We start from the raw sequence: 23,863 nt of genomic DNA, 5'->3' as shown, positions 1-23,863 counted from the left end.
CGCTCCTGCTTGCCTCAGGCCGCACAGGCCTCGCAAAGCCCACGAATTTCGATCGTGGTCTTTTCCGCCTTGAACTTCTGGCCGTTGACCCAGGTCTGCAGGCGATGGTCGATCTCATGGTCATGGAATTCGCTGACCTGACCACAGGAATTGCAAATGGCAAACGCAACGGTGCCATGGTGCGATGAACAGCAATCGGTCTGGGTGTGTGCACAGGCAACGAAGGCATTGAGGCTTTCCAGCCGGTGTACCAGCCCGAATTCCACAAGCTTTTCAAGCGCGCGGTATACCTGCAACGGCGCACGGAAACCATGGTCACGCAGCTTGTCCAGAATGTTGTAGGCACTGAGTGGCCCTTGCGAACCGGACAGCGTTTCAAACACAAGCGTCTGGTTTTTGGTCAGCGCTGGAGTAATCATGATGAACCTCCTTCATTCAATGGACGGGCATCGCGGTTTCTGCCGGGCGCCGGCAGCAGACTTAGAACAAAAAGAACCACCGCTGCAACCACGATTGACGGTCCGGACGGCGTATCAAAGTGAAGTGATCCAAACAGGCCGCCAATCACCGCCACCATGCCGATCAGGGCGGAAAAAATCGCCATCATTTCCGGTGTGGAGGAAAAGCGCCGTGCCGCCGCCGCCGGAATGATCAATAGTGACGTAATCAGCATGATACCGACAATCTTCATGGCAATGGCAATCACCAGCGCCATCAGCAGCATGAAAAACAGCTTGGTGCGCTCCGGCTTCAAACCTTCCGCTTCAGCCAGTTCTGCATTGACGGTAGAAGCAAGCAGCGGTTTCCACAGATAGATGATCGCGCAGATCACCAGAATGCCGCCGCCCCAGATCATCTGGATATCGCTTGTCGTGACCGCCAGAATGTCACCGAACAGGAAGGCAATGAGGTCGATACGCACCCATGTCATGAAGGCGACCAGCACCAGACCGAAGGCCAGCGCCGAATGCGAGAGAATGCCAAGCAGCGCGTCGGCGGACAGCGCCTGACGGCGCTGCAAGAACAGCAACAGCAGCGACACCAGAGTAGCGACGAAGAACACGCTGACAATCAGATTGAGTTCAAACATCAGTGAAAGTGCCACGCCCAGCAGTGCCGAATGCGCCATCGTATCGCCGAAATAGGCCATGCGCCGCCAGACGACAAAGCAGCCCAAAGGGCCGGTCATCAAGGCGATGCCGAGACCAGCCACGATTGCCCGGATAAAAAAGTCGTCAAACATGTTTGTGGCTCCCGTCAGTCTGCTGATGCTGATGGTCGTGGTTATGGGCATGACCTTCGCCACGACTATGGTCGTGATCGTGGTTTCCACAGCCGCAACCGTCGCCATGATCATGGGCATGGTCATGATCGGCGTGGTCATGCTCACCATGATGATGTCCGTCATCGGGATGGCAATGTTCGGTTATCGAACCGTCACTGTGCTGCACACGCCCATCAGGCAGATGGGTATGGTCGTGATGGTGGCTGTAAACCGCAAGCGTCTTGGCCGCAGCCGTGCCGAACAACCGCATATATTCCGGGCTCTGGCTAACCGCCTGTGGCGTGCCGGTGCAGCACACATGGCCGTTGAGACAAATCACCGTATCGGTTTCGGCCATCACCACATGCAGATCATGCGAAATCAGCAGAATGCCGCAGTTGGTTGTTTTCTTTATGTTTTTAATCAAGTCATACAGCGCGATCTCGCCAGCGAAATCCACCCCCTGCACAGGCTCGTCCAGCACCAGCAGGTCCGGCTTGCGGGCAATGGCACGCGCCAGCAGCGCACGCTGGAACTCCCCGCCCGAGAGATGCTGCACCTCGGCCCGCGACAGATGCAAAATGCCGGTCGCATCCAGCGCCCGGTCAATCTCCTTGGCAGGTAGATTGCCAGTCAGGGTAATCAGCCGCCGCACGGTCAATGGCATTGTCCAGTCAACGGACAGCTTTTGCGGCACGTAACCGATCTTCAGATCGCCATTGCGCTCCACCCGGCCTTCCGATGGTTTCAACACACCGATCGCCATTTTTGCCGTGGTGGATTTGCCAGACCCATTGGGGCCGATCAGCGTGACAATCTCCCCCCGTCCAACTGAAAAGCCGACATTGCGGACAAGCCAGCGATTGCCGCGATAAATGCCGGCACCATGAAGGCGCACCAGCCTGTTGTCGTTTTTGCCGGGGGTATGGAGCATTCGTTTTTTTTCCAAAGTCGTTGTTGCAGATGCTTATTGCATACGTTATAGCATCACATCAATATATGTAATAACATTACATCTGTCTGCAAGAGGTCCAACATGCGTTCAATCACTGCCCTGCTTTGCCTGTCTGCCAGCGTTTTCAGCTATTCCAGCGCCATGGCTGCCCCCAATGTCGTTGTGTCGATAAAGCCCATTCATTCGCTGGTCGCGGCGGTCATGGACGGTGTTGGCGAACCCAAACTCATCGTTGAAGGCGCAGCCTCCCCGCACACATATAGTCTGAAGCCATCCAACGCCAAGACGCTGCAAGACGCCGATGTGGTGTTCTGGGTTGGTCACGGTCTGGAAGCCTTCCTGGAAAAGCCGCTTGAGGCTTTGGCCACCAAGGCAACAGTCATTGAGCTGGAAGATGCCAAGGGTCTGGAAAAGTTGAAATTCCGTGAAGGCGGCGCTTTTGAAGCCCACGACCACGGTGATGAAGGCCACGGTGAGCATGCCCATGGTGATGAAGGCCACGACCATGCGCATGAAGAGGGTGAACACAAGGACGGCGAACACGCCCAAGAGGCCGAGGAAGGTCATGATCACGCCGGTCATGATCATGCTGGCCACGACCACGGCGAATATGACATGCATCTGTGGCTGGACCCGATGAATGCCAAGGCCATGGCCGCTGCCATTGAAACGACGCTTATTCAGGCAGACCCGTCCAATGCCGCCAAATATCAGGAAAACGCCAAGAAACTGATGGAGAACCTCGACAAGCTCGACACCGAGCTTGCTACGACGCTTGAACCGGTCAAGGACAAGCCATTTGTGGTGTTCCACGATGCCTACCAGTATTTCGAACACCGCTATAAGGTGCGTGTTGCCGGCTCCATCACCGTCAGCCCGGAAACCATGCCCGGTGCCGACCGCGTGCGCCAGATCCACGACAAAATCAAGAGCTTGAATGCGACCTGCGTGTTTGCAGAACCGCAGTTCGAACCAAAGCTGGTCAGGGTCGTGACCGAAGGCACTGACGCCAAGTCCGGAACGCTGGATCCGGAAGCAGCAACGTTCAAAGAAGGCCCTTCGCTTTATTTCGACCTGATGCGCGGCATCGCCACCTCGATCAAGGATTGCCTGTCTTAACGACGGCATCATCATCGGCCGGAAACGGTTCAGCGGCTTTCGGCCGATGATTGCAGATGCCAGGGCGCATACAGTCTCACCCGACCTTCGTCATCCTAGGGCTTGTCCCTAGGATCTAATCATATGGCGGTCTGGGTTGATCGTTTGGATCCTAGGGACAAGCCCTAGGATGACGCCGAGAGCTCCGAAGACGCAACAATCGACGTCTGCTCACTCAACACGCCCAATCATCTCCTCGCGCGCAACCCAATTGCCCATGTCGCATTTACGCAATCCAGCCCCTTGTGCCAAATTGAGAGGCATCAAGTTTCTCGCGTGGAAGATGCAGACAGCGGCAATCTGCCATTCATCAAATATCCTGAGTGTAAAACACAGGAAATGCCTGCAAAATGAACTCTCAAGGCGCGATTTTAATCTCGCCGTTGCCTATTTTGGATGCGTTGCATTTTGCCTGTATAATTTGGCCGCATAAAAATTAAAAATTGTCGCTCATTGGCGTGGTTTGCTATTATAATGTCGCAAACTGGATATCCAGTTCAAGGTTTCCAAGCAAGGAATTGTGCTTTCGCAACGGAGCATGGACACTATGAGCAAAATCGGCCCGAAAAAACGCTCGATAGTCTTTTTTCTCGTTCCTCAATTTACGATGCTGCCCTTCATGGGCGCAGTTGAGACATTGCGAATAGCCAACAGAATGCTGGGCTACGATGCCTATGAATGGCGACTGGCCTCCGCTGACGGGCTGAAGGTCCAGTCCTCCGCCGGTATCTCTCTTGATGTCGATACCTCGCTCGCCGACGAGCGTCGCAATCTGAGCGGTGACAAGCGCTCCAACATGGTCATCGTCTGTTCGGGCATCGATATAGAGCAGTATCACAACAAGTCCGTGAATGCCTGGCTGCGCGAAGCCTATAACCGCGGCATCTCGGTCGGCAGCCTCTGTACCGCCGCCCATATCCTGGCGCAGGCCGGCCTGCTGAATGGCAAGCGCTGCGCGATCCACTGGGAAAACCTGCCCGGCTTTTCGGAAAACTTTCCGCAGGTTGAGGTCTATGCCGACCTCTACGAGGTCGACAGCAACATCTACACCTGCGCCGGTGGCACGGCCTCGCTGGACATGATGCTGAACCTGATCGGACAGGATTTTGGCGACAACCTCGTCAACCGCGTCTGCGAACAGCAATTGACTGACCGGGTGCGCAACCCGCGTGACCGTCAGCGCCTGCCGCTGCGAGCCCGACTAGGCGTACAAAACAGCAAGGTGCTGTCGATCATCGAACTGATGGAAAGCAATCTGTCCGAACCGCTATCGCTGCTTGATATTGCCGATGGCGCTGATCTGTCCCGCCGTCAGGTGGAGCGACTGTTCCGGCAGGAAATGGGCCGCTCACCGGCCCGTTATTACCTTGAAATTCGCCTTGACCGGGCGCGCCATCTGCTGGTGCAGTCGGCCATGCCGGTGGTCGAGGTTGCCGTGGCCTGCGGTTTTGTCTCCGCATCGCATTTTTCCAAGTGTTATCGCGAAATCTACAATCGTTCACCGCAGCAGGAGCGTGCGGAACGCAAGATTGTGGTGTCATCGCTGCGCAAGGAACCGATTGCCTTCATGTCCGGACCGCACTGAACCTGACATACTGAATTGGCCCAGATTGACATGGGCCACACCAACAGGGGCAGAGCGGCAAAAGCCGCAAATGAAAACAACGATAAGGCGCATTACAAATAGGGTTTGACGGCGGCCAGAATGTCTTCTGCCGTACTGCCGTGACCGGCCCTCTGCCCCGCCTCACCATGCAACCACACCGCCGCTGCCGCCGCCTCAAAGGCTGGCACGCCCTGCGCCAGCAGGCCGCCGACAATGCCCGACAGCACATCGCCGGAACCAGCCGTCGCCAGATTGGGCGGCGCGTTCGCATTGATCAGTGCCCGGCCATCCGGCGCGGCAATCACCGTATCGGCACCCTTGTAGACCACAACCGCATGCGAACGGGCGCTAGCTGCCCGCGCCTTCTCAACCTTGCTCAGTTGATCATCGCCAGCAATGTCGGGAAACAACCGGGCAAATTCACCCCCATGTGGCGTCATCACCCGTGGTGCCTGCGCGCTGGCAAACACGTCAAACAGCAAATCCGTCTCATCACGAAAGGCAGTAATCGCGTCTGCATCCAGCACCAGCGCCTTGTCAGCCAACTCAGGCACGAACTGGCGGATCTTCTGCAGATCCGAAAAACCGGGACCAATGACAAAGGTCGCATGACGGCTGTCCGTCAGCCAGTCCTGCAAATGCTGCACAGTGTCGATTGCCGTCAGCATCACTGCGGTCAGCGTCGCTGCCAGAACCGGCAGGGCGTCGGACGGTGCAGCAATAGTCACAAGGCCAGCACCGGTTTTCAAACCGGCACCCGCCGAAAGCCTTGCAGCACCAGTGGCATATTGCGGCCCGGAAAAGACCGTCAGATGCCCGCGTGTGAACTTGTGCGACGCAGAACCGGGACGCGCCAGATGGTCCTGCCAGAACAACGGGTCATTTTTCGCCAGCCGGTCGTTATGTCGCTCGAGAATGCGCTGGGGAATGCCGATATCAAACACCTCAATGTCACCAGCCAGTTCCCGCCCCGGCATCAGCAGGTGACCGGGTTTGAGCGCCATGAAGGTTACGGTGTGGCGGGCTTTCAGCGCCGCACCTAAAATCGTGCCACGTCTGCCACAGACACCCGAAGGAAGATCGGCGGCCACCACATCCAACTGCAAGCCGTTGATCGTCTCAAACAGCGCCGCCACGGTTTCTGGCACATCACGTGACAACCCTGCCCCAAACAGCGCATCAACAACCACATCGCCGATTTCAGGCGTATAGCTTTCCACCGGTTTGCTTTTGATGGGACAAGCCAGCATGGCGCGCCGCGCATCACCGGAGAGCCTGCCCTGATCCCCCAAATGGAATACAAGCGGTGCAGCACCGCAGGCAGCAAGGGCGGCCGCCGCCACATAACCATCGCCGCCATTATTGCCCGGCCCGCACAGCACGATGTAACGCCCAGCCTCTGGGTAATGGCGCAGCACCAGTGCGGATATCGCCTGCCCTGCCCGCTCCATCAGCGCAAAGGAGGAAAGCCCACTATCGGCAGCATCCTTGTCGATGGCAGTCATGGCAGCAGGGCTATAAAGGCAATTGCGAGTAGAAAACTTCATGCTTAATATTGATAGCAATTTGGCTGCCAAATCAATGTGCATAAAACAGGCAAGCCATTTCGCCCAAATTATACGCAATTGACTACATTTTCATCAAATGACGCTGCAATTAGCAATATATAAACCGGCGAAAATTCATATCGAAAATACGAAATAATGACACATTAACGCACCATTTTTGGCAAAACAGTACTGTTTTTTGATGCAAATCAGGTCAAACTACATTCGTTGGATGCTTTTTTGAGAAAAAATACAAAATCTTCGTTTCAATTTGGCATGCTATGTGCATTCTGTTCGGGAGGCGGGCAGACCCTGCTTTAACGGGAGAAGCGGAGAGATATTTTCAAATGAAAAAGATCGAAGCGATCATTAAGCCTTTCAAGCTCGACGAAGTGAAGGAAGCCCTTCAGGAAGTCGGTCTTCAGGGAATAACTGTAACTGAAGCAAAAGGCTTCGGTCGCCAAAAAGGCCATACCGAACTTTATCGCGGTGCTGAATACGTCGTCGACTTTCTGCCCAAGGTGAAGGTCGAGGTTGTTTTGGCTGACGAAAATGCAGATGCAGTGATCGAAGCAATACGAAATGCGGCCCAGACAGGCCGTATCGGTGACGGCAAGATTTTCGTCTCGAATGTAGAGGAAGTCATCCGTATCCGGACAGGTGAAACGGGCGTTGACGCCATATAAAAAAGCACCTGAGTCCGGAAACTGGCTCAGGTAAATCGCCACCTCGTCATCCCACACTCAAGGAAAACCTTAAAATGACGACTGCAAATGATATCTTGAAACAGATCAAGGACAACGACGTCAAGTTCGTCGATCTGCGCTTCACGGACCCGAAGGGCAAGCTGCAACACGTTACCATGGACGTTGTCTGTGTTGACGAAGACATGTTTGCAGATGGCGTAATGTTTGACGGCTCGTCTATTGCCGGCTGGAAGGCTATCAACGAATCCGACATGGTTCTGATGCCCGACCCTGCGACGGTTCACATGGACCCGTTCTTCGCACAGTCCACCATGGTCATCCTTTGCGACATTCTCGACCCTGTCTCGGGTGAATCCTACAACCGCGACCCACGCGGCACTGCCAAGAAGGCAGAAGCCTACCTCAAGGCATCCGGTATCGGCGACACGGTTTTCGTTGGCCCTGAGCCAGAATTTTTCGTCTTCGACGACGTCAAGTACAAGGCCGACCCGTACAACACCGGCTTCAAGCTTGATTCTTCCGAGCTGCCGTCCAACGACGACACCGATTATGAGACAGGCAACCTCGGCCACCGTCCGCGCGTCAAGGGTGGTTACTTCCCTGTTCCGCCGATCGACAGCCTGCAGGACATGCGTTCCGAAATGCTCACGGTTCTCTCGGAAATGGGCGTTGTCGTTGAAAAGCATCACCACGAAGTGGCATCTGCACAGCACGAACTTGGTGTGAAGTTCGACACGCTGGTTCACAGCGCCGACAAGATGCAGATCTACAAATATGTCGTGCACCAGGTTGCCAACGCTTACGGCAAGACCGCAACCTTCATGCCGAAGCCAATCTTCGGTGACAACGGTTCGGGCATGCACGTTCACCAGTCCATCTGGAAGGGCGGCAAGCCAACCTTCGCTGGCGACGAATATGCAGGTCTGTCTGAAAGCTGCCTGTACTACATCGGCGGCATCATCAAGCACGCCAAGGCCATCAACGCCTTCACCAACCCGACAACCAACTCCTACAAGCGTCTGGTTCCAGGTTATGAAGCGCCTGTTCTGCTGGCATACTCCGCTCGTAACCGTTCTGCTTCGTGCCGTATTCCATTCGGCTCCAACCCGAAGGCAAAGCGCGTCGAAGTTCGCTTCCCGGACCCGACACAGAACCCGTACCTCGGTTTCGCAGCAATGCTGATGGCTGGTCTCGACGGCATCAAGAACAAGATCCATCCTGGCAAGCCAATGGACAAGGATCTCTACGATCTTCCTGCAAAGGAACTGAAGAAGATCCCAACCGTCTGCGGCTCGTTGCGTGAAGCGCTTGAAAGCCTCGACAAGGACCGTAAGTTCCTGACGGCTGGCGGCGTGTTCGATGACGACCAGATCGACAGCTTCATCGAGTTGAAGATGCAGGAAGTCATGCGTTTCGAAATGACCCCGCATCCTGTCGAATTCGACATGTACTACTCGGCTTGATAATGGATATGCGCTGGCTCTGCCGGCGCATTTCTTTTTTAAGCGGCGGCTCACGGGCCGCCGTTTTTTATGGCATCAATTCAATTCTTATTCGTGGGTCGCACAAACCGACACGCGAACTGGCCGTATGGCCAGACATTGCCTGAAGTGGAATACAAGACATGAGCGCAGAAACCTCGCAACCCCGGCTGTTAGACTGGGTCATCTTCCTTCTTGCGCCCTTGTGTTTCGCCACCAACATCATTTTCGGCCGCGGCGTGATTGGCGAAGTCGCTCCGTTCACCACCGCCTTCATTCGCTGGACCGCATCGGCTCTCATCATGGCGCCCTTCGTTTATGCCGACCGCAAGGCCTGCATCGACTTCGTGCGCAACAACAGCATGCTGTGGCTGGTCATCGGTTTTCTCGGCATGGGTATTTGCGGTGGCGTCGTCTACTGGTCGCTGAACTACACATCGGCTGCCAACGGCACGCTGATCTACACGACATCGGCGCTGTTCATCATCATCTTCCAGCGTTTTTTCCAGAACCGGCCGATACGCCCGCTGGAAGTCGCCGGCATGATCATCGCTTTTGCCGGCGTGACCGTCATTGTGCTGAAGGGTGATATCAACGCGCTGCTGCACCTCAACTTCAACCTTGGCGATTTCGGCATCCTGACGGCCGCCATTGCCTTTGCAGTTTATTCGCTGCTGCTGCGCAAACCTGCCGTCAACAAGCTGAAGTCCTTCAGCCTGTTTGGCCTGATTGCCGCATCAGGCGCGCTGGTGCTGTTGCCGATAACGGTGGTGGAGTTTGCGCAAGGCGGCAGCCTGCCAGTTACCGCCACCGCATGGATGAAGATGGCAGGCATCATTCTCATCGCATCACTGGCGGCATTCCTGTGTTTTACCCACACGGTGCGGGTGTTTGGCCCCACCACGGCCGGTGTGACGCTCTACATCATGCCACCAATTTCCATCGTGCTGGCTTGGCTTTTTCTTGCCGAAACTTTCGAAACCTATCACGCCATAGGGATCGTTCTTGTCATGAGCGGCGTTATTCTTGCAACAGCACCAATCGGGCGACGCATGAAAGGGCCAAAAACCATAAACACTTGATATCTGCAGCAAGACGTCCCAAATTATTCTTCGAAAGGATGTTTCAGCCATGAAGCAAAGAAATGCAAAATTCACGATCGGAGAAGTGGTTCGTCACAGGATATTTCCTTTCCGCGGCGTTATCTTTGATGTCGATGCGGAATTTTCCAATACGGAAGAATGGTGGAACTCGATACCGGCAGAAATCCGTCCCGAACGCGACCAGCCCTTTTATCATTTGCTGGCCGAAAACGATGACACGGAATATGTCGCCTATGTTTCGGAACAGAATCTGATCCATGACGATAGTGGAAAGCCTTTGCGCAATCCCAACATCACCAGGATCTTTGATACGGATTCCGGCGGCCACTTGAAACCCAAGCCGATCATGTCGCACTAAACACATCAGAACCGGCCTCCCAGGCCGGTTTTTTTGTGGGGGTGCCGGGGAGAAAGCATAACCCCTCACCTGAAAAATCTATGACTTAGCAAGCTAAGGTCATGATTTTTCGTCCTCTCCCACAAGGGTAGAGGTAAGGGGTGCCAAGCCTCAACGCCTCGTCTCATCAAAGCCCACAGTATGTATCTGCAGCGGTGCGGCATCCGGCTTATCTCTCCCCTTGTGGGAGAGAAAGCGATTTCAACATCTTAAGGCGAAGCCATAAGTGTTAGAAATCGCAAGTGAGGGGTCTGGCCCAACACACCACTCAAACGTCATCCTCGCCCCTGTGGCGAGGATCTAAGCTGGCGCGAAATATGCAATGTGATTAGATTCTCGGGACAAGCCCGAGAATGACGAAGAGCGTGGTGCCAAGCCCCCCCCAAAAAAACGCGCATAAAAAAACCGGCCACAGGGGCCGGTTTTTTCTGTCTCTTGCGAAACGAATTATTGCGCAGGTGCAGTCTTTGCAGCTTCCTGAGCAGCTTCGAGCTTCTTGCGAGCCTCTTCAGCCTTCTTCTGCATGCCTTCCTGCAGGGTGCGCTGGCTTTCAGCCAACTGCGACTGCGAGATTGCCTCGCCATCATAAGCACCAGTGAAGCCGTTCAGGGCAATCTTGATCGGGTTTGGCGCGCGGCGGAAGTTGATCGATGTGAAGACCACTTCGTTGCCCTTCTTCAGGCTGGCGATCATCGCATCTGTCAGTGGCACTTCAGCGGTGCACTTGTCTGGAAGGCAAACTGCGTAATCAAGCTGAACGCCCTTGGCGCCGTCAATCTGCATCATAACGCCAGGAGGAATAAGACGTGCGGACGGTACGGAAACCTGCAGGATCTTGCGGTTTACCTTGCCTGTAACGCTGATGAGGCCAACTGCAGTGATCATCTGGCCGTTCTGTGCCAGAACGACGTTCTGAACGACGCAAACGTCGTTGTCTTCCTGCTTGGAGCAAGTCTTGAACCAGCCGAGTGGCGGTGCGCCAGCCGGAGCCGCAGCCTGCTGAGCCTGGGAAACAGCCGGGGCGGAAACGGCGCCAATGGAAAGAACGAGAGCGGACAGTGCTGTCCGGGTGAACTTGTTTGCCTTGTACATCATAAGAGTTCCGTCTCCTGAAATTCGGTCGGGTCAGTTTTGAACCTATGCCCGTCGTTGGCGCGATCCGCTTACCTGTTCAACTGTCTTTCAATTGAGGCAAATGCGTGACCCACCAATTCTGGCACACCTGTTACATGCCGAATGCGTCGATATCCAGCATTTCTTTAAGAATTTTGACGACTGCCTTAAGATTTCCCGACCATTCATGTCTGTAGACCGACGCCTGTGGTAAATTCCGCAGGAATCAGACAACCGACTTCCGCATAGGAGAATGAAATGCGCAGATGCCTGATGGCTGTCATTCCGGCCTTGCTGCTCAGCAGCGCAGCGCTGGCCGAACCTGTCCATGGCATTTCCATGCACGGCACACCTGCCCTTTCGGCAGATTACAAGAGCTTCCCTTACGTCAACCCGAACGTTAAAAAGGGCGGCAAGATTGCCTATGGCGTGGTCGGAACCTTCGATAGCCTCAATCCCTTTGTCTTGAGGGGCATGCGCACCACCGCACGCGGCGTGTGGGACCCTGATTTCGGCAACCTGCTTTATGAGCCGTTGATGCAACGGTCCAATGACGAACCCTTCTCGCTTTATGGTCTGTTGGCCGAAAGTGTCGAATGGGACGACGAGCGCACCTACACCCAGTTCAACCTCAATCCAAAGGCGCGCTGGCAGGACGGTAAACCCGTGACACCTGAAGACGTGATGTTCACGCTTGAATTGTTGAAGGAGAAGGGCCGCCCGCCGTTCAACAACCGCCTGACCGCGGTGGAAAAAATGGAAAAAGTTGGCGAACACGGCGTTCGTTTTACCTTTAACGACAAGGCCAATCGCGAAACACCGCTGATTCTCGCCTCTTCCACCCCTATCCTGCCCAAACATGCCATCGATGCGGAAACCTTTGAAAAGGCAGGCCTTGGCCCGGTTGTCGGTTCCGGCCCCTACAAGATCAAGTCGATGCGCCCGGGTGAAAAGATCATCTGGGAACGTGACCCCAATTATTGGGGTAAGGATGTGCCTTCCAAGGTCGGTTTCGATAATTACGACGAAATCAGCATCACCTACTTCCTTCAGGTCAACTCGATGTTCGAAGCCTTCAAGAAGGGCGATATAGACATGTATCCGGAAGGTGACGCCATTAATGGCAATGCCGATTCGTCCCATTGGGGCAGCGCCTACAACTTCCCCGCCGCCAACCGCGGCGACATATTGAAAGAAGTGTTCGAACCGCGCCTGCCCTCTGGCATGTTCGGTTTCGTGTTCAACACCCGCAAGCCTATCTTCGCCGATGAAAAGGTCCGTGAAGGCCTGTCCTACGTGCTGGATTTTGAATGGCTGAACCGCAACATTCTCGGTGGAGCCTTCAGTCGCACCCAGAGTTACTGGCAAAACTCATCGCTGGGTGCCTATGGCAACCCGGCCAATGAAAAGGAGCTGGCCCTGCTGGGCGATGCCGCAAAGCGCCTGTCACCGGAGATACTTGCCGGAACCTATATGATGCCGGTGAGCGATGGCTCGGGCGCCGACCGCAAGGTGCTGCGGAAGGCCGTCGATCTGCTGCAGGAGGCGGGTTACAAGATCACCGCTGGCCGCATGGTCGATGCGCAAGGCCGTCAGCTGGCCTTTGAGGTGATGACCCAGAACCCAGCGCAGGAACGCATTGCACTGGCCTACCAGCGGTCGCTGAAGCTGATTGGCGTCAACATGGCCATTCGCTCTGTCGATGACGGCCAGTACCAGGCCCGGTCAAACAATTTTGACTACGATATGATCATCCGCTCGTACCCGTCGTCGCTGTCGCCGGGCATCGAGCAATATAATCGCTGGGATTCGACCTCCAGAGATGCGCCGGGCAGCTTCAACTATGCCGGTGCGGCAGACCCCGATATCGACCGCATGATCGAGGCGCTGCTGCAGGCACGCTCCACCGAGGATTTTGAAGCCGCTGTGCGCGGCTATGACCGTCTGCTGGTGTCAGGCCACTACGTCATTCCGCTTTATTACATTGGCGCACAGTGGGTGGCCCACTGGAAGCATCTTGGCAAACCGGATGTGACGCCACTTTTCGGCTATCAAAAACCGGTATGGTGGGACAATCGTGCCCAGTAAAATCGGCACTAATGCCTCGCAGCGCCACGTCATTGCGGGGCAACGCCGTGTGGTTACATAGAGGTAACCGGTTGAATGGCGGCGTTGAAATGCATAAATGCCTGCATATTTCAAAATTGACGTAAGGAAACACCATGCTGCGGCTTACTATTGATATCGTTTCGGATGTGGTCTGCCCATGGTGCTACCTCGGCAAGGCGCGGTTGGATCTGGCCATTGCAGAAGTCCAGGACAAGATCGGCTTTGACATCAACTGGCGCCCTTACCGCCTAAACCCGGATTACCCGCCAGAAGGTGTGGACCAGAAGGCAGAGCTTGAAAAGAAGCTGGGTGGCAAGGACGAGGTTGAAAAGGCCCATGGTATCCTGACCGATCTCGGCAAGGAAGTAGGCATTGCCTTCGACTTCGACGCCATCAAGATCGGCCCCAACACGCTGGACGCACATCGCCTCGCACTTTGGGCTCATTCCGAGAACCGCGAATTGCAGGACAAGGTCATTTCCCTGCTGTTCAAGGCCAACTTTGAAGAGGGTCGCAATGTCGGTGATCACGCTGTTCTTCTCGACATTGCCGAGAAGGCCGGCATGGACCGTAAGGTGGTTGAAAAGCTGCTGGCATCCGACGCCGACAAGGACACAATTGTCGCTGAAATTGATGCAGCGCAACAAATGGGCGTCAATGGAGTGCCATTTTTCATTGTAGATCATCAGTACGCTATAAGCGGTGCACAAACTGCGGATGTTTTGGTCAATGCTTTTAAAGAGATTGCAAAACTCAAAGAGCAGGCTCATAGGGAATTGAACTGACCGTCAGACCTCCCGCTGTCGGCACTCCCCGTACTTAAAACTCGAGTTTGATCCTGTGTTCGACAGCACACTGAAAGGCATTCTTATTGCCTTTGCGTCCTTCGCCGCATTCGCATGGAGCGATGCCAGCGTAAAATTGATCGAGGGGCAAATCTCCCCGATCGAATCGGCATTTTTTGGTGCCGTGTTCGGTACGGTTGCCCTTCCATTCCTGCGCAAAAGAAAAGACCAGTGGCGCGATGTGCTGCGCACCACCAACCGGCCGCTGTGGCTGCTTCGTTTCGTGTCGTCAGGCATGGGTGCCATTGGCAGTGTAACCGCCTTTACGCACCTCTCAATGGCAGAAGCCTTTGCACTGATCTTCCTGTTGCCGTCCTTCGTCACCATCATGTCGGTGGTGTTTCTGAAAGAACAGGTCGGCATCAAGCGCTGGTCAGCCGTCATCATCGGTTTTGTCGGTGTGCTGATCATTCTGCGCCCCGGTTTCCGTGAACTGTCGATCGGCCATCTCGGCGCGATCATCGGCGGCTTGAGCGGTGCGCTCTCCATCGTCATCTTCCGCGCCATGGGTCCGTCGGAAAAGAACATTTCGCTCTATGGCGCCGGTGTTCTCGGCACGCTGTTCCTGTGTGGTCTGGCCATGATCCCGGATTTCCAGCCACCCAATGCCGAACAATGGCTGTGGCTCGCCGGATACGGCTTGTTTGCAGCACTTGCCAACGTGCTGTTGATGTATGCCGCGCAATATGCGCCAGCCACGGTGATTGGCCCAACCCAATATAGCCAAATGTTGTGGGCTATTTTGTTCGGTTATCTGATCTTTGGTGATCACGTCGACCGATGGATGCTGTGTGGCATCGTGCTGATCATCGGTTCCGGCATGTTGACGCTGATTCGTGAAAAGCAGCGCCACACGCCACTACCAAGCTCGGTTGCCGCCGACCAGAACGCCGCATTGGCGATCACGCCGGAAAACCAGGACGCCGATACCAAGGCCTGAAAACCCGCTTTGAATATAGCGCCCCGAACCCATGTCGGTTTCGGGGTTCATGTCCCGCCGCCGGACTTGAACCTGCAATGGCTGGCCATCAGACGCCATGACGTTTAAACCAAGGTGAATCCATACCCTCAGTTGAGGGTCAGCGCATAATTCACCTCGGCATGTCATGATACCCGTCGCACTTCCTTCCGTAGAATTTCTGGCACTTCTCGGCCTGTTTTTCCTTGCCACCATCGTCTGGCTGGTCTGGACCATATGGCTGTTGTTTTTCCGCAAAACCAACAAGCCTTGGCCCATGCTCGCCACGCTGATCTATGGCACGACCACATTCATGGCGATTTACACCATCTACCATATCGTTACTGTCTCGCTGGAACTGCGCGCACTGGACAGGGAGCGGGAAACAAATTTCCAGCCGACGCTTGATAAGCCGCAGCGCATTGGCCAGATCGATATGCCCGAAGGCACTAAACTGCGCCTGGCGGCTGCCCAGAAACTGGAATCATTCGGCCGCGCCACCTTCCCGCATCCGGTAGAGATTGCCGGTATCAATGCGCTGGCTGTCGATCGTTACATCGCCATAAAATATGACGACAGCTACAATGTCACCGGGTTTGCGCCGGATAATATGCGGGTCGTCGGCGAAGGTACGACGCAGCAGCAGGACTGGACCTGCAAGGCAACAACGCCAGTGGAATTTGACGTGAAGGACGATGGCAGCGTCAAAGCCTTCAAGCGCTGCGTGCTGGCGGCAGGCAATGTGGCAGATGGCATATCCCTGCCCTCTGGCACGGAAGTCTGGACCTCAACCGGCAATGTCTACACTGATGGTTTTACCGATACCGACCGCTGGGTTCTGGACATACCACGTGACACGACCGTGCTGGTCGACGGGCTGGAGATTGCAAGCCCGCGCATCATGCTGGACGAACACAAAAAACTCTATGAAGTCAGCAGCGGAAGCTTGGCCAAAGACACAAGTTTTGGTGCAAACACCTATCCTGCCGGCACCCTCATCCGCTTTAATCCGCGCCATATCCGCGACAGCTACCCAAATGCCTGGCTGCTGACGCCGAAGGAAGGCGTCGAGGATGACGCCATTCTGTTGTCGCCTGATGGCACAGTGCTGGACCGGGCAGGCAAGGTGCTGGCCACCCTGCCCCGATAGTTTCTCAGCCCTTTGCGAGTTCCGCCAGCTGCGTCATGACCATGGCTGCACCGGCCAGACGTTTTTCCGGCGTCGGCAGGTCGCGGGTCAGGAACACGCTGTGATCCGGCCTGATCTTGGCCAGTGAGCCCTGCTTGGCGATGTAACCGACCAGACCGGCCGGGTTGGGGAATTCGCGGTTGCGGAACTGCACGACGACGCCCTTCGGGCCAGCATCCAGCTTTTCGACATTGGCGGTGCGGCACAGCGACTTGATGTAAACCACCTTGAGCAGGTGCTGCACTTCCTTTGGCAACGGGCCGAAACGGTCGATCATCTCCGCACCAAAACCATCGATTTCCGAAAGCTCGGTCAGTTCGCCAAGGCGACGGTAAAGACCCATGCGCAGATGCAGGTCCGGCACGTAATTTTCCGGGATCATCACCGATGTGCCAAGCGAGATCTGCGGCGACCAACCGCTTTCCTGCACATCGTCATCGCCCTTTACTTCGGCAACCGCCTCTTCCAGCATCTGCTGGTAAAGCTCAAAACCGACTTCCTTGATATGGCCGGACTGTTCTTCGCCCAGCAGATTGCCAGCGCCGCGAATATCAAGGTCATGGCTGGCCAGTTGGAAACCGGCACCCAGAGTGTCGAGTGACTGCAGCACCTTCAAACGGCGCTCGGCCATGGTTGTCAGCACCTTGTTGACCGGCAGGGTAAACAGCGCAAAGGCCCGAACCTTGGAACGACCGACACGACCACGCAGCTGGTAAAGCTGCGCCAGACCAAACATGTCGGCACGGTGCACGATCAGCGTATTAGCCGTCGGCACATCAAGTCCTGATTCAACGATCGTGGTGGACAGCAGCACGTCATATTTGCCGTCATAGAAGGCATTCATGATGTCTTCCAGCTCACCGGCCGCCATCTGGCCGTGGGCGACGGCAACGCGCAACTCCGGCACATCCGATTGCAGGAACGCATGAATGTCCGCAAGGTCAGCCAGACGCGGGCAGACATAGAAACTCTGGCCGCCACGGTAATGTTCGCGCATCAGCGTTTCGCGAATGACCAGCGCGTCAAACGGCGAAATGAAGGTGCGCACCGCCATGCGGTCAACCGGCGGCGTGGTGATCAGCGACAATTCGCGAACCCCAGTCATCGCCAACTGCAGGGTACGCGGAATAGGCGTGGCAGACAGCGTCAGCACGTGAATATCGCCTTTCAGCTCCTTCAAACGTTCCTTGTGTTTGACGCCGAAATGCTGCTCTTCATCGATAATCAGCAGGCCAAGATTGGCAAAGCTGATGCCCTGACCGAGCAGCGCATGGGTACCGACAACGATATCCGTCTTGCCTTCGGCCACTTCCTTTTTGGTCAGCGCCAGTTCCTTGGTACCAACAAGACGCGAGGCCTGTTGCACGCGGATCGGCAGGCCACGGAAACGCTCCGAGAAGGTGCGGAAGTGCTGGCGAGCCAACAGCGTGGTTGGCACGACAACCGCCACCTGCACGCCATTCATAGCGGCGAGGAAGGCAGCACGCAGCGCAACTTCGGTCTTGCCAAAGCCCACGTCACCGCAAATCAGGCGGTCCATCGGCCGGCCGAGACCAAGATCGTCGCGGATGGAATCGATGGCGTTCAGCTGGTCTTCAGTTTCATCATAGGGGAAACGCGCCGCAAACTCGTCGTAAAGACCATCCGGTGCAACCAGCACCGGTGCCTTGCGCACCATGCGTTCGGCCGCCACGCGAATAAGATCGCCGGCCATATCCAGCAGGCGTTTCTTGAGCTTGGCCTTGCGCATCTGCCAGGCGCCACCGCCCAGCTTGTCAAGTTGCGCTTCGGCAGCATCAGAGCCGTAACGCGACAGAAGATCGATGTTTTCAACCGGCAGGAACAGCTTGGCATCATCGGCATAATGCAATTCCAGGCAGTCACGCGGCGCGCCCGCAGCCTCAATGGTGCGAAGCCCGACGAACTTGCCAATACCGTGTTCAGCATGCACGACCAGCGAACCGACATCGAGACCGGCCACTTCCGAAATGAAGTCGGCGGCCCGCTTGCGGCGCTTGGAGCGGCGCACCATACGGTCGCCGAGAATATCCTGTTCGCCAATGACAGCGAGATTGCCGGTTTCAAAGCCGGCTTCGAGGCTCAGCACCGCAGACGCCGCCTCGCCCTTGCCGAGCTTGTCTACCTCTTTCAGCGCCTGTATCGGCTTGATCTTTTCAAGACCGTGTTCGTTCAACACCTGCAACAGGCGGTCGAGAGAACCTTCCGACCAGCCGGTAATCAGCACCTTCCAGCCCTTGGCGCGCTTGTCTGCAATGTGCTTGACGGCAAGATCAAACACATTGACCCGCTCTTCATCGGTATTTTCGGTGACGGGCCGCGCCCAACGTGGGCCGGTATGGGCATCGAGCGTCGCAACCGGCCGACCGGCAACATCATGTTCATTGAACGGTGTCAGGCGAATGGCACTGACGGCCTCCAGCGTCGCCTCGAAACCCTTTCCATCAAGATAGAGCTGGCCCGGTGACACCGGCTTGTAGGGTGCGCCCTGTGTTGCGCCCTTGGTCTCGCCGGAGGTGCGGCGTGCTTCAAAATAGTCCAGCACCAGCTTGGAGCGTTCGGCCGCAGCCTCGCGTGCCGTATGGTCGGTGACGATGCGGAAGCCCGCGAGATAATCGAAAGCCGTTTCCAGCTTTTCGTAAAACAGTGGCAGCCAGTGTTCCATGCCGGCATAACGACGGCCTTCTGACACGGCCTGATAGAGCGCATCGTCGCGGGTCGCGGCACCAAACAGCGACAGGTAATTCTTGCGGAAACGGGCAATCGTATCCGGTGTCAGCGTCACTTCGCTCATCGGGTTGAGATCCAGCGAACGCGCCTGTCCAATGGTGCGCTGGCTGGCCGGATCGAAGGTGCGAATGCTTTCAAGCGTATCGCCAAAAAAGTCCAGTCGCACCGGCTCTTCTGTGCCGGGAACGAACACGTCGAGAATGCCACCACGCACGGCAAATTCACCAACTTCACGCACCGTCGCTACACGGTCAAAACCGTTGCGCTCCAGCCGTGCAGCAATGTCATCCATTCGGATCTGGTTGCCGGGCTTTGCCGAAAACGCCAGACTTTCAATGATGTCGCGCGGCGCCATCTTCTGCAGCATGGCATTGACAGTGACGAGAACGATGGCCGGATGCGGTTTCTTGCCGTGGCTGATCAGGCCAGACAGTGCCGCCAGCCGCCTTGCCGAGGTGTCGGCACTGGGTGACACGCGGTCATAAGGCAAGCAATCCCAGGCAGGCAGGGTCAGCACCGGAATGTCAGGCGCAACGAAACCCAGCATCTGCTCAAGATCGGCCATGCGCTGGCCATCCGACATCACATAGGCGATGGATTGCCCGGTGCGCGCCATCTCAGCAAGCAAGATCGCTTCCATGCCTGACGGCACATTGCCGATGGTCAGGGATGTATCGAAGGAAAGAACTGTCTTGGCGTCAAAACCGGGGATCATGGGCGTGTTACTTCACAAACTTGACGCATGCCGCAGAAAACAGAACGGTTTTTGCGAAACGACATGCGTAAAAACAAACAGTTAAAGCGTGACGCATGAAGCGGTTTCATGCGGCGAGCCCTGATCAGTTGGTGACCGGCCTGATCAGTTGGTGACCGGATCGAAGTCTGGCCGGTAAGAGGCAATGCGTTCAAACAGCGGTGTCTGGAAACGTTCTGGCACAGGCAGAGCGCCCGTCACCATCTTTACGAGGTCATTGTCTTCCTCGTCCATAATGACTTCCAGCTCGTCCAGTTCCACATCCGTGAGATCGGCAATGTTTTCCTCGGCAAACTGGCCCAGCACCAGATCCATTTCGCGGATGCCACGATGCCAGCAACGGTAGAGGATCCGTCTGCGACGCTCATCGAGGTCCACGCTGCTTCTCACCAGTCCTGTCATCGTATTTTCCTTCCTGTACGGGTGCACGATACGCGATCCGGTCATGCCATCTGCCGCTTCATTCCCACCCCTGTTGTCAGTTGTTATCACAGACAACAGGAACAGCCGAACATTGCGGGAAAACAACCGGATCGAAACTGCCAGCGTGCCCTTCAATTCATGCCTCGTCTATTGCGATCTCCTATAGAACAGGACAGGAACGTTTGGGAACCTGTTTTGTGCATTTATTTGTGTCACATCCGCAAACTGGTGGTGAAAAAACGCTGTTTATCTGCTGGCAGCTCTTGCATTGAACGACACCTTCCCCGATTTTGCCGCCATGCGCCCAACACTGCTTGATCCGTTATTTGCCTCCATCTCGACACTGCCGGGCGTCGGTCCGAAACTTGCCGACCTGTTGGCAAGGTTGCTGGGCCGCGAAAATGCCGATGACTGCCGCGTTATCGACCTGCTGTTTCACGCCCCGTCAGGCGTTATCGACCGCAGAAACCAGCCCGGCATTGCGCTGGCACCAACCGGCTCCATTGTCACCATCAAGGGACGTGTGGACCGCCACCAGCCACCACCGCCCGGCAATCGCTCGGTTCCCTACCGCGTGTTCATTCACGATGATACCGGTGAGCTGGCGTTGACCTTTTTCCACGCCAAGGGTGACTGGCTGATGAAGGCGCTGCCGATTGACGAGGAAGTTCTGATCAGCGGCAAGGTCGACTGGTTTAACGGCCGCGCCTCCATGGTGCATCCCGATTTCATGGTCAAATCCTCGGAGGCCGAAAACCTGCCGCTGATCGAGCCGGTTTATCCGCTGACCGCAGGTCTTTCCGCCAAGGTGCTGCGCAAGGCCATTGATAATGCCGTCACCAGACTGCCGGATCTGCCGGAATGGATTGATGAAACCCTGATGGTACGGCAGGGTTTTCACGACGCCCGAGAAAGTTTTCGCCTGCTGCATGACCCGCGCGATGGGATGGATATCGATCCGCAGTCGATCAGCCGGCGCAGGCTTGCCTATGACGAGTTTCTGGCCGGGCAGCTTTCGCTGACCTTGGTGCGCCAAAGGCTGCGCAAGGTCGCGGGCAATCCTGTCGTCGTGAAGGGGGACATGGCCGCCAGCATCCTGCACGCCCTGCCCTTTTCCATGACGAACAGCCAGCGGGCTGCGGTCGACGACATACTGAAAGACATGGCCGGTGACACCAGAATGCTGCGCCTGTTGCAGGGTGACGTCGGTGCCGGCAAAACCCTTGTGGCCCTGATGGCCATGGCAACGGTGGTTGAAGCCGGCGGACAGGCCGTGCTGATGGCCCCGACCGAAATTCTCGCCCGTCAGCACCACGCCACGATTTCGCGATTTGCTGCCGCTGCCAATATCACGGTCGAAGTTCTGACCGGCCGCACCAAGGGCAAGGAACGCCAGGCGATAGAGGAACGCATTGCCTCTGGCGAGGCGCAGATCATCATCGGCACCCATGCGCTGTTTCAGGATAGCGTCAACTACAAGAACCTGCTTTTGGCCGTGGTGGACGAGCAGCATCGTTTTGGCGTGCACCAGCGCCTGCGGCTCACCGCCAAGGGCATCACGCCGCATATGCTGGTCATGACCGCCACCCCCATTCCCCGCACGCTGGTGCTGGCCGCCTTTGGCGACATGGATGTGTCAAAGCTCACGGAAAAACCGGCCGGCCGCAAACCAATCCAGACAGTGACCATCCCGACCGAGCGTTTGGGCGACATTATAGACAGGCTGCGGAGCGCCATTGCAGAGGGCAAGAAGGCCTACTGGATCTGCCCACTGGTCGAAGAGTCCGAAGAAGTCGATCTGATGTCGGCCGAAGAGCGCCACGGCGTTCTCTCAAAGGCCATCAATGCACCGATCGGCCTCATTCACGGCCGCTTGAGTGGTCCGGAAAAAGACGCCGCCATGCTTGCCTTCAAGAATGGCGAAACACGGCTACTGGTGGCAACCACCGTGGTTGAGGTGGGTGTTGACGTGCCCGACGCCACCATCATGGTCATTGAACATGCCGAACGTTTCGGCCTTGCCCAGCTTCACCAGCTGCGCGGCCGTGTCGGGCGTGGTGACGAAGCCTCCACCTGTATTCTGCTTTACAAGGGGCCGCTGGGTGAAACCGGAAAGGCGCGACTTTCCATCCTGCGTGACAGCGAAGACGGCTTCCTGATTGCCGAGGAGGACCTGAAACTGCGCGGTGAAGGCGAGGTTCTCGGCACCCGCCAGTCCGGTACGCCGGGTTTCAAGATAGCCAGCCTCGAAGCCCATTCGGACCTGTTGGAAATCGCCCGCAAGGACGCCGCCTATATGATTGACCGCGACCCGGAGCTAACCAGCCCGCGTGGCCAGAACTTGCGCGTTCTTCTTTATCTTCACCGCCGGGATGAGGCCATTCGCTTCCTGCATGCAGGGTAATGTCAGGAAAACATCATGACCACAGATATCAGACCGCCGTCGGCCTATACCAAGGGCTACGCACTTTGTTCCCCGGATAATATCCTGCAACCGGACAGCTTCCGCCACACGGAAGCCAAGGCCATTGCCGCCAAGTTTCGCAAGAAGAAAAAACGCAAGAAACAATGGAAAGAAGCGCTGGACGAAGGCTGGACGGTAAAATTCGTCTATATGCGCATGTTCGTGCCGGTGTTCTATTCCTCCAACAGCGAACGCGCCGAACAGGACAATGACAACACCTATGACGAGGATGACTATTCCTGAGGTGGTAGGTTCGATTCCGGCCAGGAGCACCAATATGCTATTGTTAGCTTCGGCCCCCCTCATTCCCGTGCTTGTCACGGGAATCTAGTCATCCCCAGTCTTGGGGATGAAAAGACCCTTCCGCCGCGCAGACGTGCGTCGACTGGATTTCTGTGACGAGCACAGAAATGAGGGCCGCTCGTTGAAACTGTTCGCGCCAAATAATTCACGCTACAAGCCAATGACCGACGCCGCGCTAATGCAGCGTCCACGAAACGAGAGTGCACTGTGACCGACGCCCGCCAGTTCAACATCCGCGATGAGGAAGGCCGCACGATATGTCCCGCATGCGGTTTTCCAAACTATGCATACCGCGATGCATACACCGAAAGAGGCGGATTGATTGGAGTAACAATCTGCCCGGCTTGCTTCTGGGAACCGGGTTTTGATGACCATCAGCTCGCTAGTGCCGCCGCCAAGGACACGATCATGGAATCGCTGCATGCGTACCGGGCTGAATGGAGCAAGACACTTGAATGGCGGGGATACGAGGAGCGAAAACCTGACAACTGGGACGCCAAGCAGCACCTAGATCGTCTTTTCGAGCTGGCACCACATCTCCGTTGATTGCCGCACAGGCGCACCAACCCCTCACCTGAAAAATCTATGACTTAGCGTTGCTAAGACCATGATTTTTCTCCTCTCCCACAGGGGGAGAGGTAAGGGCGCCAGACGGCGCGCCACCCGCCCATCTCTCCCCTTGTGGGAGAGAAAGCGATTTCAACATCTTAGGGCAAAGCCATAAGTGTTAGAAATCGCA

20 protein-coding genes are annotated in these 23,863 nt (G+C 56.1%); 13 read left to right on the top strand and 7 right to left on the bottom strand.

All coding sequences use genetic code 11. From position 1 onward, the window contains the following. Nucleotides 1-14: 14 nt before the first annotated feature. From zur to IB237_RS22565, 3 genes are read right to left on the bottom strand one after another with little or no spacing between them, the layout of a single operon-like run. Entirely contained in the window at nucleotides 15-419 is a 405-nt protein-coding gene (gene zur / locus IB237_RS22575) for a zinc uptake transcriptional repressor Zur (protein ID WP_192490985.1), read from the bottom strand. Continuing rightward, nucleotides 416-1,243 (bottom strand): zinc ABC transporter permease subunit ZnuB, encoded by an 828-nt coding sequence (gene znuB / locus IB237_RS22570; RefSeq protein ID WP_192490984.1) that lies wholly within the window; start codon nucleotides 1,241-1,243, stop codon nucleotides 416-418. Before znuB ends, zur begins: the two co-directional genes overlap by 4 nt. Further along, nucleotides 1,236-2,198, bottom strand: a complete 963-nt coding sequence (locus IB237_RS22565; protein WP_192490983.1) for a metal ABC transporter ATP-binding protein — start codon at nucleotides 2,196-2,198, stop codon at nucleotides 1,236-1,238. The genes znuB and IB237_RS22565 overlap by 8 nt, the downstream gene beginning before the upstream one ends. A 102-nt stretch (nucleotides 2,199-2,300) precedes the next feature. On the opposite strand from IB237_RS22565, the gene znuA reads away from it, so the two are divergent. Both znuA and IB237_RS22555 read left to right on the top strand, forming a co-directional pair. Then, complete coding sequence (znuA, locus tag IB237_RS22560) at nucleotides 2,301-3,338, top strand: zinc ABC transporter substrate-binding protein ZnuA (protein WP_192490982.1); 1,038 nt, start codon at nucleotides 2,301-2,303, stop codon at nucleotides 3,336-3,338. Nucleotides 3,339-3,924: 586 nt separating this feature from the next. Beyond that, nucleotides 3,925-4,962 (top strand): GlxA family transcriptional regulator, encoded by a 1,038-nt coding sequence (locus tag IB237_RS22555; RefSeq protein WP_192490981.1) that lies wholly within the window; start codon nucleotides 3,925-3,927, stop codon nucleotides 4,960-4,962. Between the two features lie 92 nt (nucleotides 4,963-5,054). On the opposite strand, the gene IB237_RS22550 is transcribed toward IB237_RS22555, so the two are convergent. Further along, complete coding sequence (locus tag IB237_RS22550) at nucleotides 5,055-6,530, bottom strand: NAD(P)H-hydrate dehydratase (RefSeq protein WP_192490980.1); 1,476 nt, start codon at nucleotides 6,528-6,530, stop codon at nucleotides 5,055-5,057. A gap of 347 nt (nucleotides 6,531-6,877) precedes the next feature. Here IB237_RS22550 and IB237_RS22545 point away from each other — a divergent pair, with 347 nt between their 5' ends. The 4 genes from IB237_RS22545 (at nucleotide 6,878) to hspQ (ending at nucleotide 10,179) form a co-directional block, all read left to right on the top strand. Beyond that, on the top strand, nucleotides 6,878-7,216 hold the full coding sequence (locus IB237_RS22545) for a P-II family nitrogen regulator (RefSeq protein ID WP_007753933.1): 339 nt from the start codon (nucleotides 6,878-6,880) through the stop codon (nucleotides 7,214-7,216). A gap of 74 nt (nucleotides 7,217-7,290) precedes the next feature. Then, nucleotides 7,291-8,700 (top strand): type I glutamate--ammonia ligase, encoded by a 1,410-nt coding sequence (glnA, locus tag IB237_RS22540; RefSeq protein ID WP_192490979.1) that lies wholly within the window; start codon nucleotides 7,291-7,293, stop codon nucleotides 8,698-8,700. A gap of 161 nt (nucleotides 8,701-8,861) precedes the next feature. Continuing rightward, a complete protein-coding gene (locus IB237_RS22535) occupies nucleotides 8,862-9,800 on the top strand; it encodes a DMT family transporter (protein WP_192490978.1) in 939 nt (312 codons plus the stop codon). Between the two features lie 49 nt (nucleotides 9,801-9,849). Beyond that, the gene (gene hspQ, locus IB237_RS22530; RefSeq protein WP_192490977.1) at nucleotides 9,850-10,179 is read left to right on the top strand and encodes a heat shock protein HspQ; all 330 of its coding nucleotides are present in this window, start codon (nucleotides 9,850-9,852) and stop codon (nucleotides 10,177-10,179) included. Nucleotides 10,180-10,665: 486 nt separating this feature from the next. Here hspQ and IB237_RS22525 read toward each other — a convergent pair whose 3' ends face one another. Further along, entirely contained in the window at nucleotides 10,666-11,313 is a 648-nt protein-coding gene (locus IB237_RS22525; protein ID WP_192490976.1) for an invasion associated locus B family protein, read from the bottom strand. 276 nt (nucleotides 11,314-11,589) lie between these two features. Between IB237_RS22525 and IB237_RS22520 the strand changes: the two genes are divergently transcribed. The 4 genes from IB237_RS22520 (at nucleotide 11,590) to IB237_RS22505 (ending at nucleotide 16,393) form a co-directional block, all read left to right on the top strand. Next, on the top strand, nucleotides 11,590-13,419 hold the full coding sequence (locus tag IB237_RS22520) for an extracellular solute-binding protein (RefSeq protein WP_192490975.1): 1,830 nt from the start codon (nucleotides 11,590-11,592) through the stop codon (nucleotides 13,417-13,419). A 134-nt stretch (nucleotides 13,420-13,553) separates the two neighbouring features. Next, nucleotides 13,554-14,225, top strand: coding sequence for a DsbA family oxidoreductase (locus tag IB237_RS22515; RefSeq protein WP_192490974.1), 672 nt, complete (start codon nucleotides 13,554-13,556; stop codon nucleotides 14,223-14,225). A gap of 55 nt (nucleotides 14,226-14,280) precedes the next feature. Then, entirely contained in the window at nucleotides 14,281-15,225 is a 945-nt protein-coding gene (locus IB237_RS22510) for a DMT family transporter (protein ID WP_192490973.1), read from the top strand. Nucleotides 15,226-15,391: 166 nt separating this feature from the next. Then, nucleotides 15,392-16,393, top strand: a complete 1,002-nt coding sequence (locus tag IB237_RS22505; protein WP_192490972.1) for a hypothetical protein — start codon at nucleotides 15,392-15,394, stop codon at nucleotides 16,391-16,393. Between the two features lie 4 nt (nucleotides 16,394-16,397). Here the strand turns inward: IB237_RS22505 and mfd are convergent, their stop codons facing one another. Both mfd and IB237_RS22495 read right to left on the bottom strand, forming a co-directional pair. Then, complete coding sequence (gene mfd / locus IB237_RS22500; protein ID WP_192490971.1) at nucleotides 16,398-19,895, bottom strand: transcription-repair coupling factor; 3,498 nt, start codon at nucleotides 19,893-19,895, stop codon at nucleotides 16,398-16,400. 144 nt (nucleotides 19,896-20,039) lie between these two features. Then, entirely contained in the window at nucleotides 20,040-20,336 is a 297-nt protein-coding gene (locus IB237_RS22495) for a succinate dehydrogenase assembly factor 2 (RefSeq protein ID WP_192490970.1), read from the bottom strand. Nucleotides 20,337-20,655: 319 nt separating this feature from the next. Here IB237_RS22495 and recG point away from each other — a divergent pair, with 319 nt between their 5' ends. From recG to IB237_RS22480, 3 genes are all read left to right on the top strand, one after another. Beyond that, on the top strand, nucleotides 20,656-22,761 hold the full coding sequence (gene recG / locus IB237_RS22490; protein ID WP_192491193.1) for an ATP-dependent DNA helicase RecG: 2,106 nt from the start codon (nucleotides 20,656-20,658) through the stop codon (nucleotides 22,759-22,761). 15 nt (nucleotides 22,762-22,776) lie between these two features. Beyond that, nucleotides 22,777-23,064 (top strand): hypothetical protein, encoded by a 288-nt coding sequence (locus IB237_RS22485; protein WP_192490969.1) that lies wholly within the window; start codon nucleotides 22,777-22,779, stop codon nucleotides 23,062-23,064. Nucleotides 23,065-23,331: 267 nt separating this feature from the next. Beyond that, complete coding sequence (locus IB237_RS22480) at nucleotides 23,332-23,670, top strand: hypothetical protein (protein WP_192490968.1); 339 nt, start codon at nucleotides 23,332-23,334, stop codon at nucleotides 23,668-23,670. Nucleotides 23,671-23,863: the final 193 nt, after the last annotated feature.

The sequence above is a fragment of the Agrobacterium sp. AGB01 genome (assembly GCF_014851585.1).
GTDB lineage: Bacteria > Pseudomonadota > Alphaproteobacteria > Rhizobiales > Rhizobiaceae > Agrobacterium.
The sequence above is the reverse complement of the archived record's forward strand: the minus strand, read 5'-3'. Positions and strand labels throughout refer to the sequence as shown.

Coding starts and splice junctions, on each gene's coding strand:
- IB237_RS22525 (WP_192490976.1), bottom strand. CDS start 11,313: ATGATGTACAAGGCAAACAAGTTCACCCGGACAGCACTGTCCGCTCTC.
- znuA (WP_192490982.1), top strand. CDS start 2,301: ATGCGTTCAATCACTGCCCTGCTTTGCCTGTCTGCCAGCGTTTTCAGC.
- IB237_RS22485 (WP_192490969.1), top strand. CDS start 22,777: ATGACCACAGATATCAGACCGCCGTCGGCCTATACCAAGGGCTACGCA.
- IB237_RS22535 (WP_192490978.1), top strand. CDS start 8,862: ATGAGCGCAGAAACCTCGCAACCCCGGCTGTTAGACTGGGTCATCTTC.
- recG (WP_192491193.1), top strand. CDS start 20,656: ATGCGCCCAACACTGCTTGATCCGTTATTTGCCTCCATCTCGACACTG.
- glnA (WP_192490979.1), top strand. CDS start 7,291: ATGACGACTGCAAATGATATCTTGAAACAGATCAAGGACAACGACGTC.
- mfd (WP_192490971.1), bottom strand. CDS start 19,895: ATGATCCCCGGTTTTGACGCCAAGACAGTTCTTTCCTTCGATACATCC.
- IB237_RS22555 (WP_192490981.1), top strand. CDS start 3,925: ATGAGCAAAATCGGCCCGAAAAAACGCTCGATAGTCTTTTTTCTCGTT.
- zur (WP_192490985.1), bottom strand. CDS start 419: ATGATTACTCCAGCGCTGACCAAAAACCAGACGCTTGTGTTTGAAACG.
- IB237_RS22505 (WP_192490972.1), top strand. CDS start 15,392: ATGATACCCGTCGCACTTCCTTCCGTAGAATTTCTGGCACTTCTCGGC.
- znuB (WP_192490984.1), bottom strand. CDS start 1,243: ATGTTTGACGACTTTTTTATCCGGGCAATCGTGGCTGGTCTCGGCATC.
- IB237_RS22495 (WP_192490970.1), bottom strand. CDS start 20,336: ATGACAGGACTGGTGAGAAGCAGCGTGGACCTCGATGAGCGTCGCAGA.
- IB237_RS22550 (WP_192490980.1), bottom strand. CDS start 6,530: ATGAAGTTTTCTACTCGCAATTGCCTTTATAGCCCTGCTGCCATGACT.
- IB237_RS22520 (WP_192490975.1), top strand. CDS start 11,590: ATGCGCAGATGCCTGATGGCTGTCATTCCGGCCTTGCTGCTCAGCAGC.
- hspQ (WP_192490977.1), top strand. CDS start 9,850: ATGAAGCAAAGAAATGCAAAATTCACGATCGGAGAAGTGGTTCGTCAC.
- IB237_RS22565 (WP_192490983.1), bottom strand. CDS start 2,198: ATGCTCCATACCCCCGGCAAAAACGACAACAGGCTGGTGCGCCTTCAT.
- IB237_RS22545 (WP_007753933.1), top strand. CDS start 6,878: ATGAAAAAGATCGAAGCGATCATTAAGCCTTTCAAGCTCGACGAAGTG.
- IB237_RS22515 (WP_192490974.1), top strand. CDS start 13,554: ATGCTGCGGCTTACTATTGATATCGTTTCGGATGTGGTCTGCCCATGG.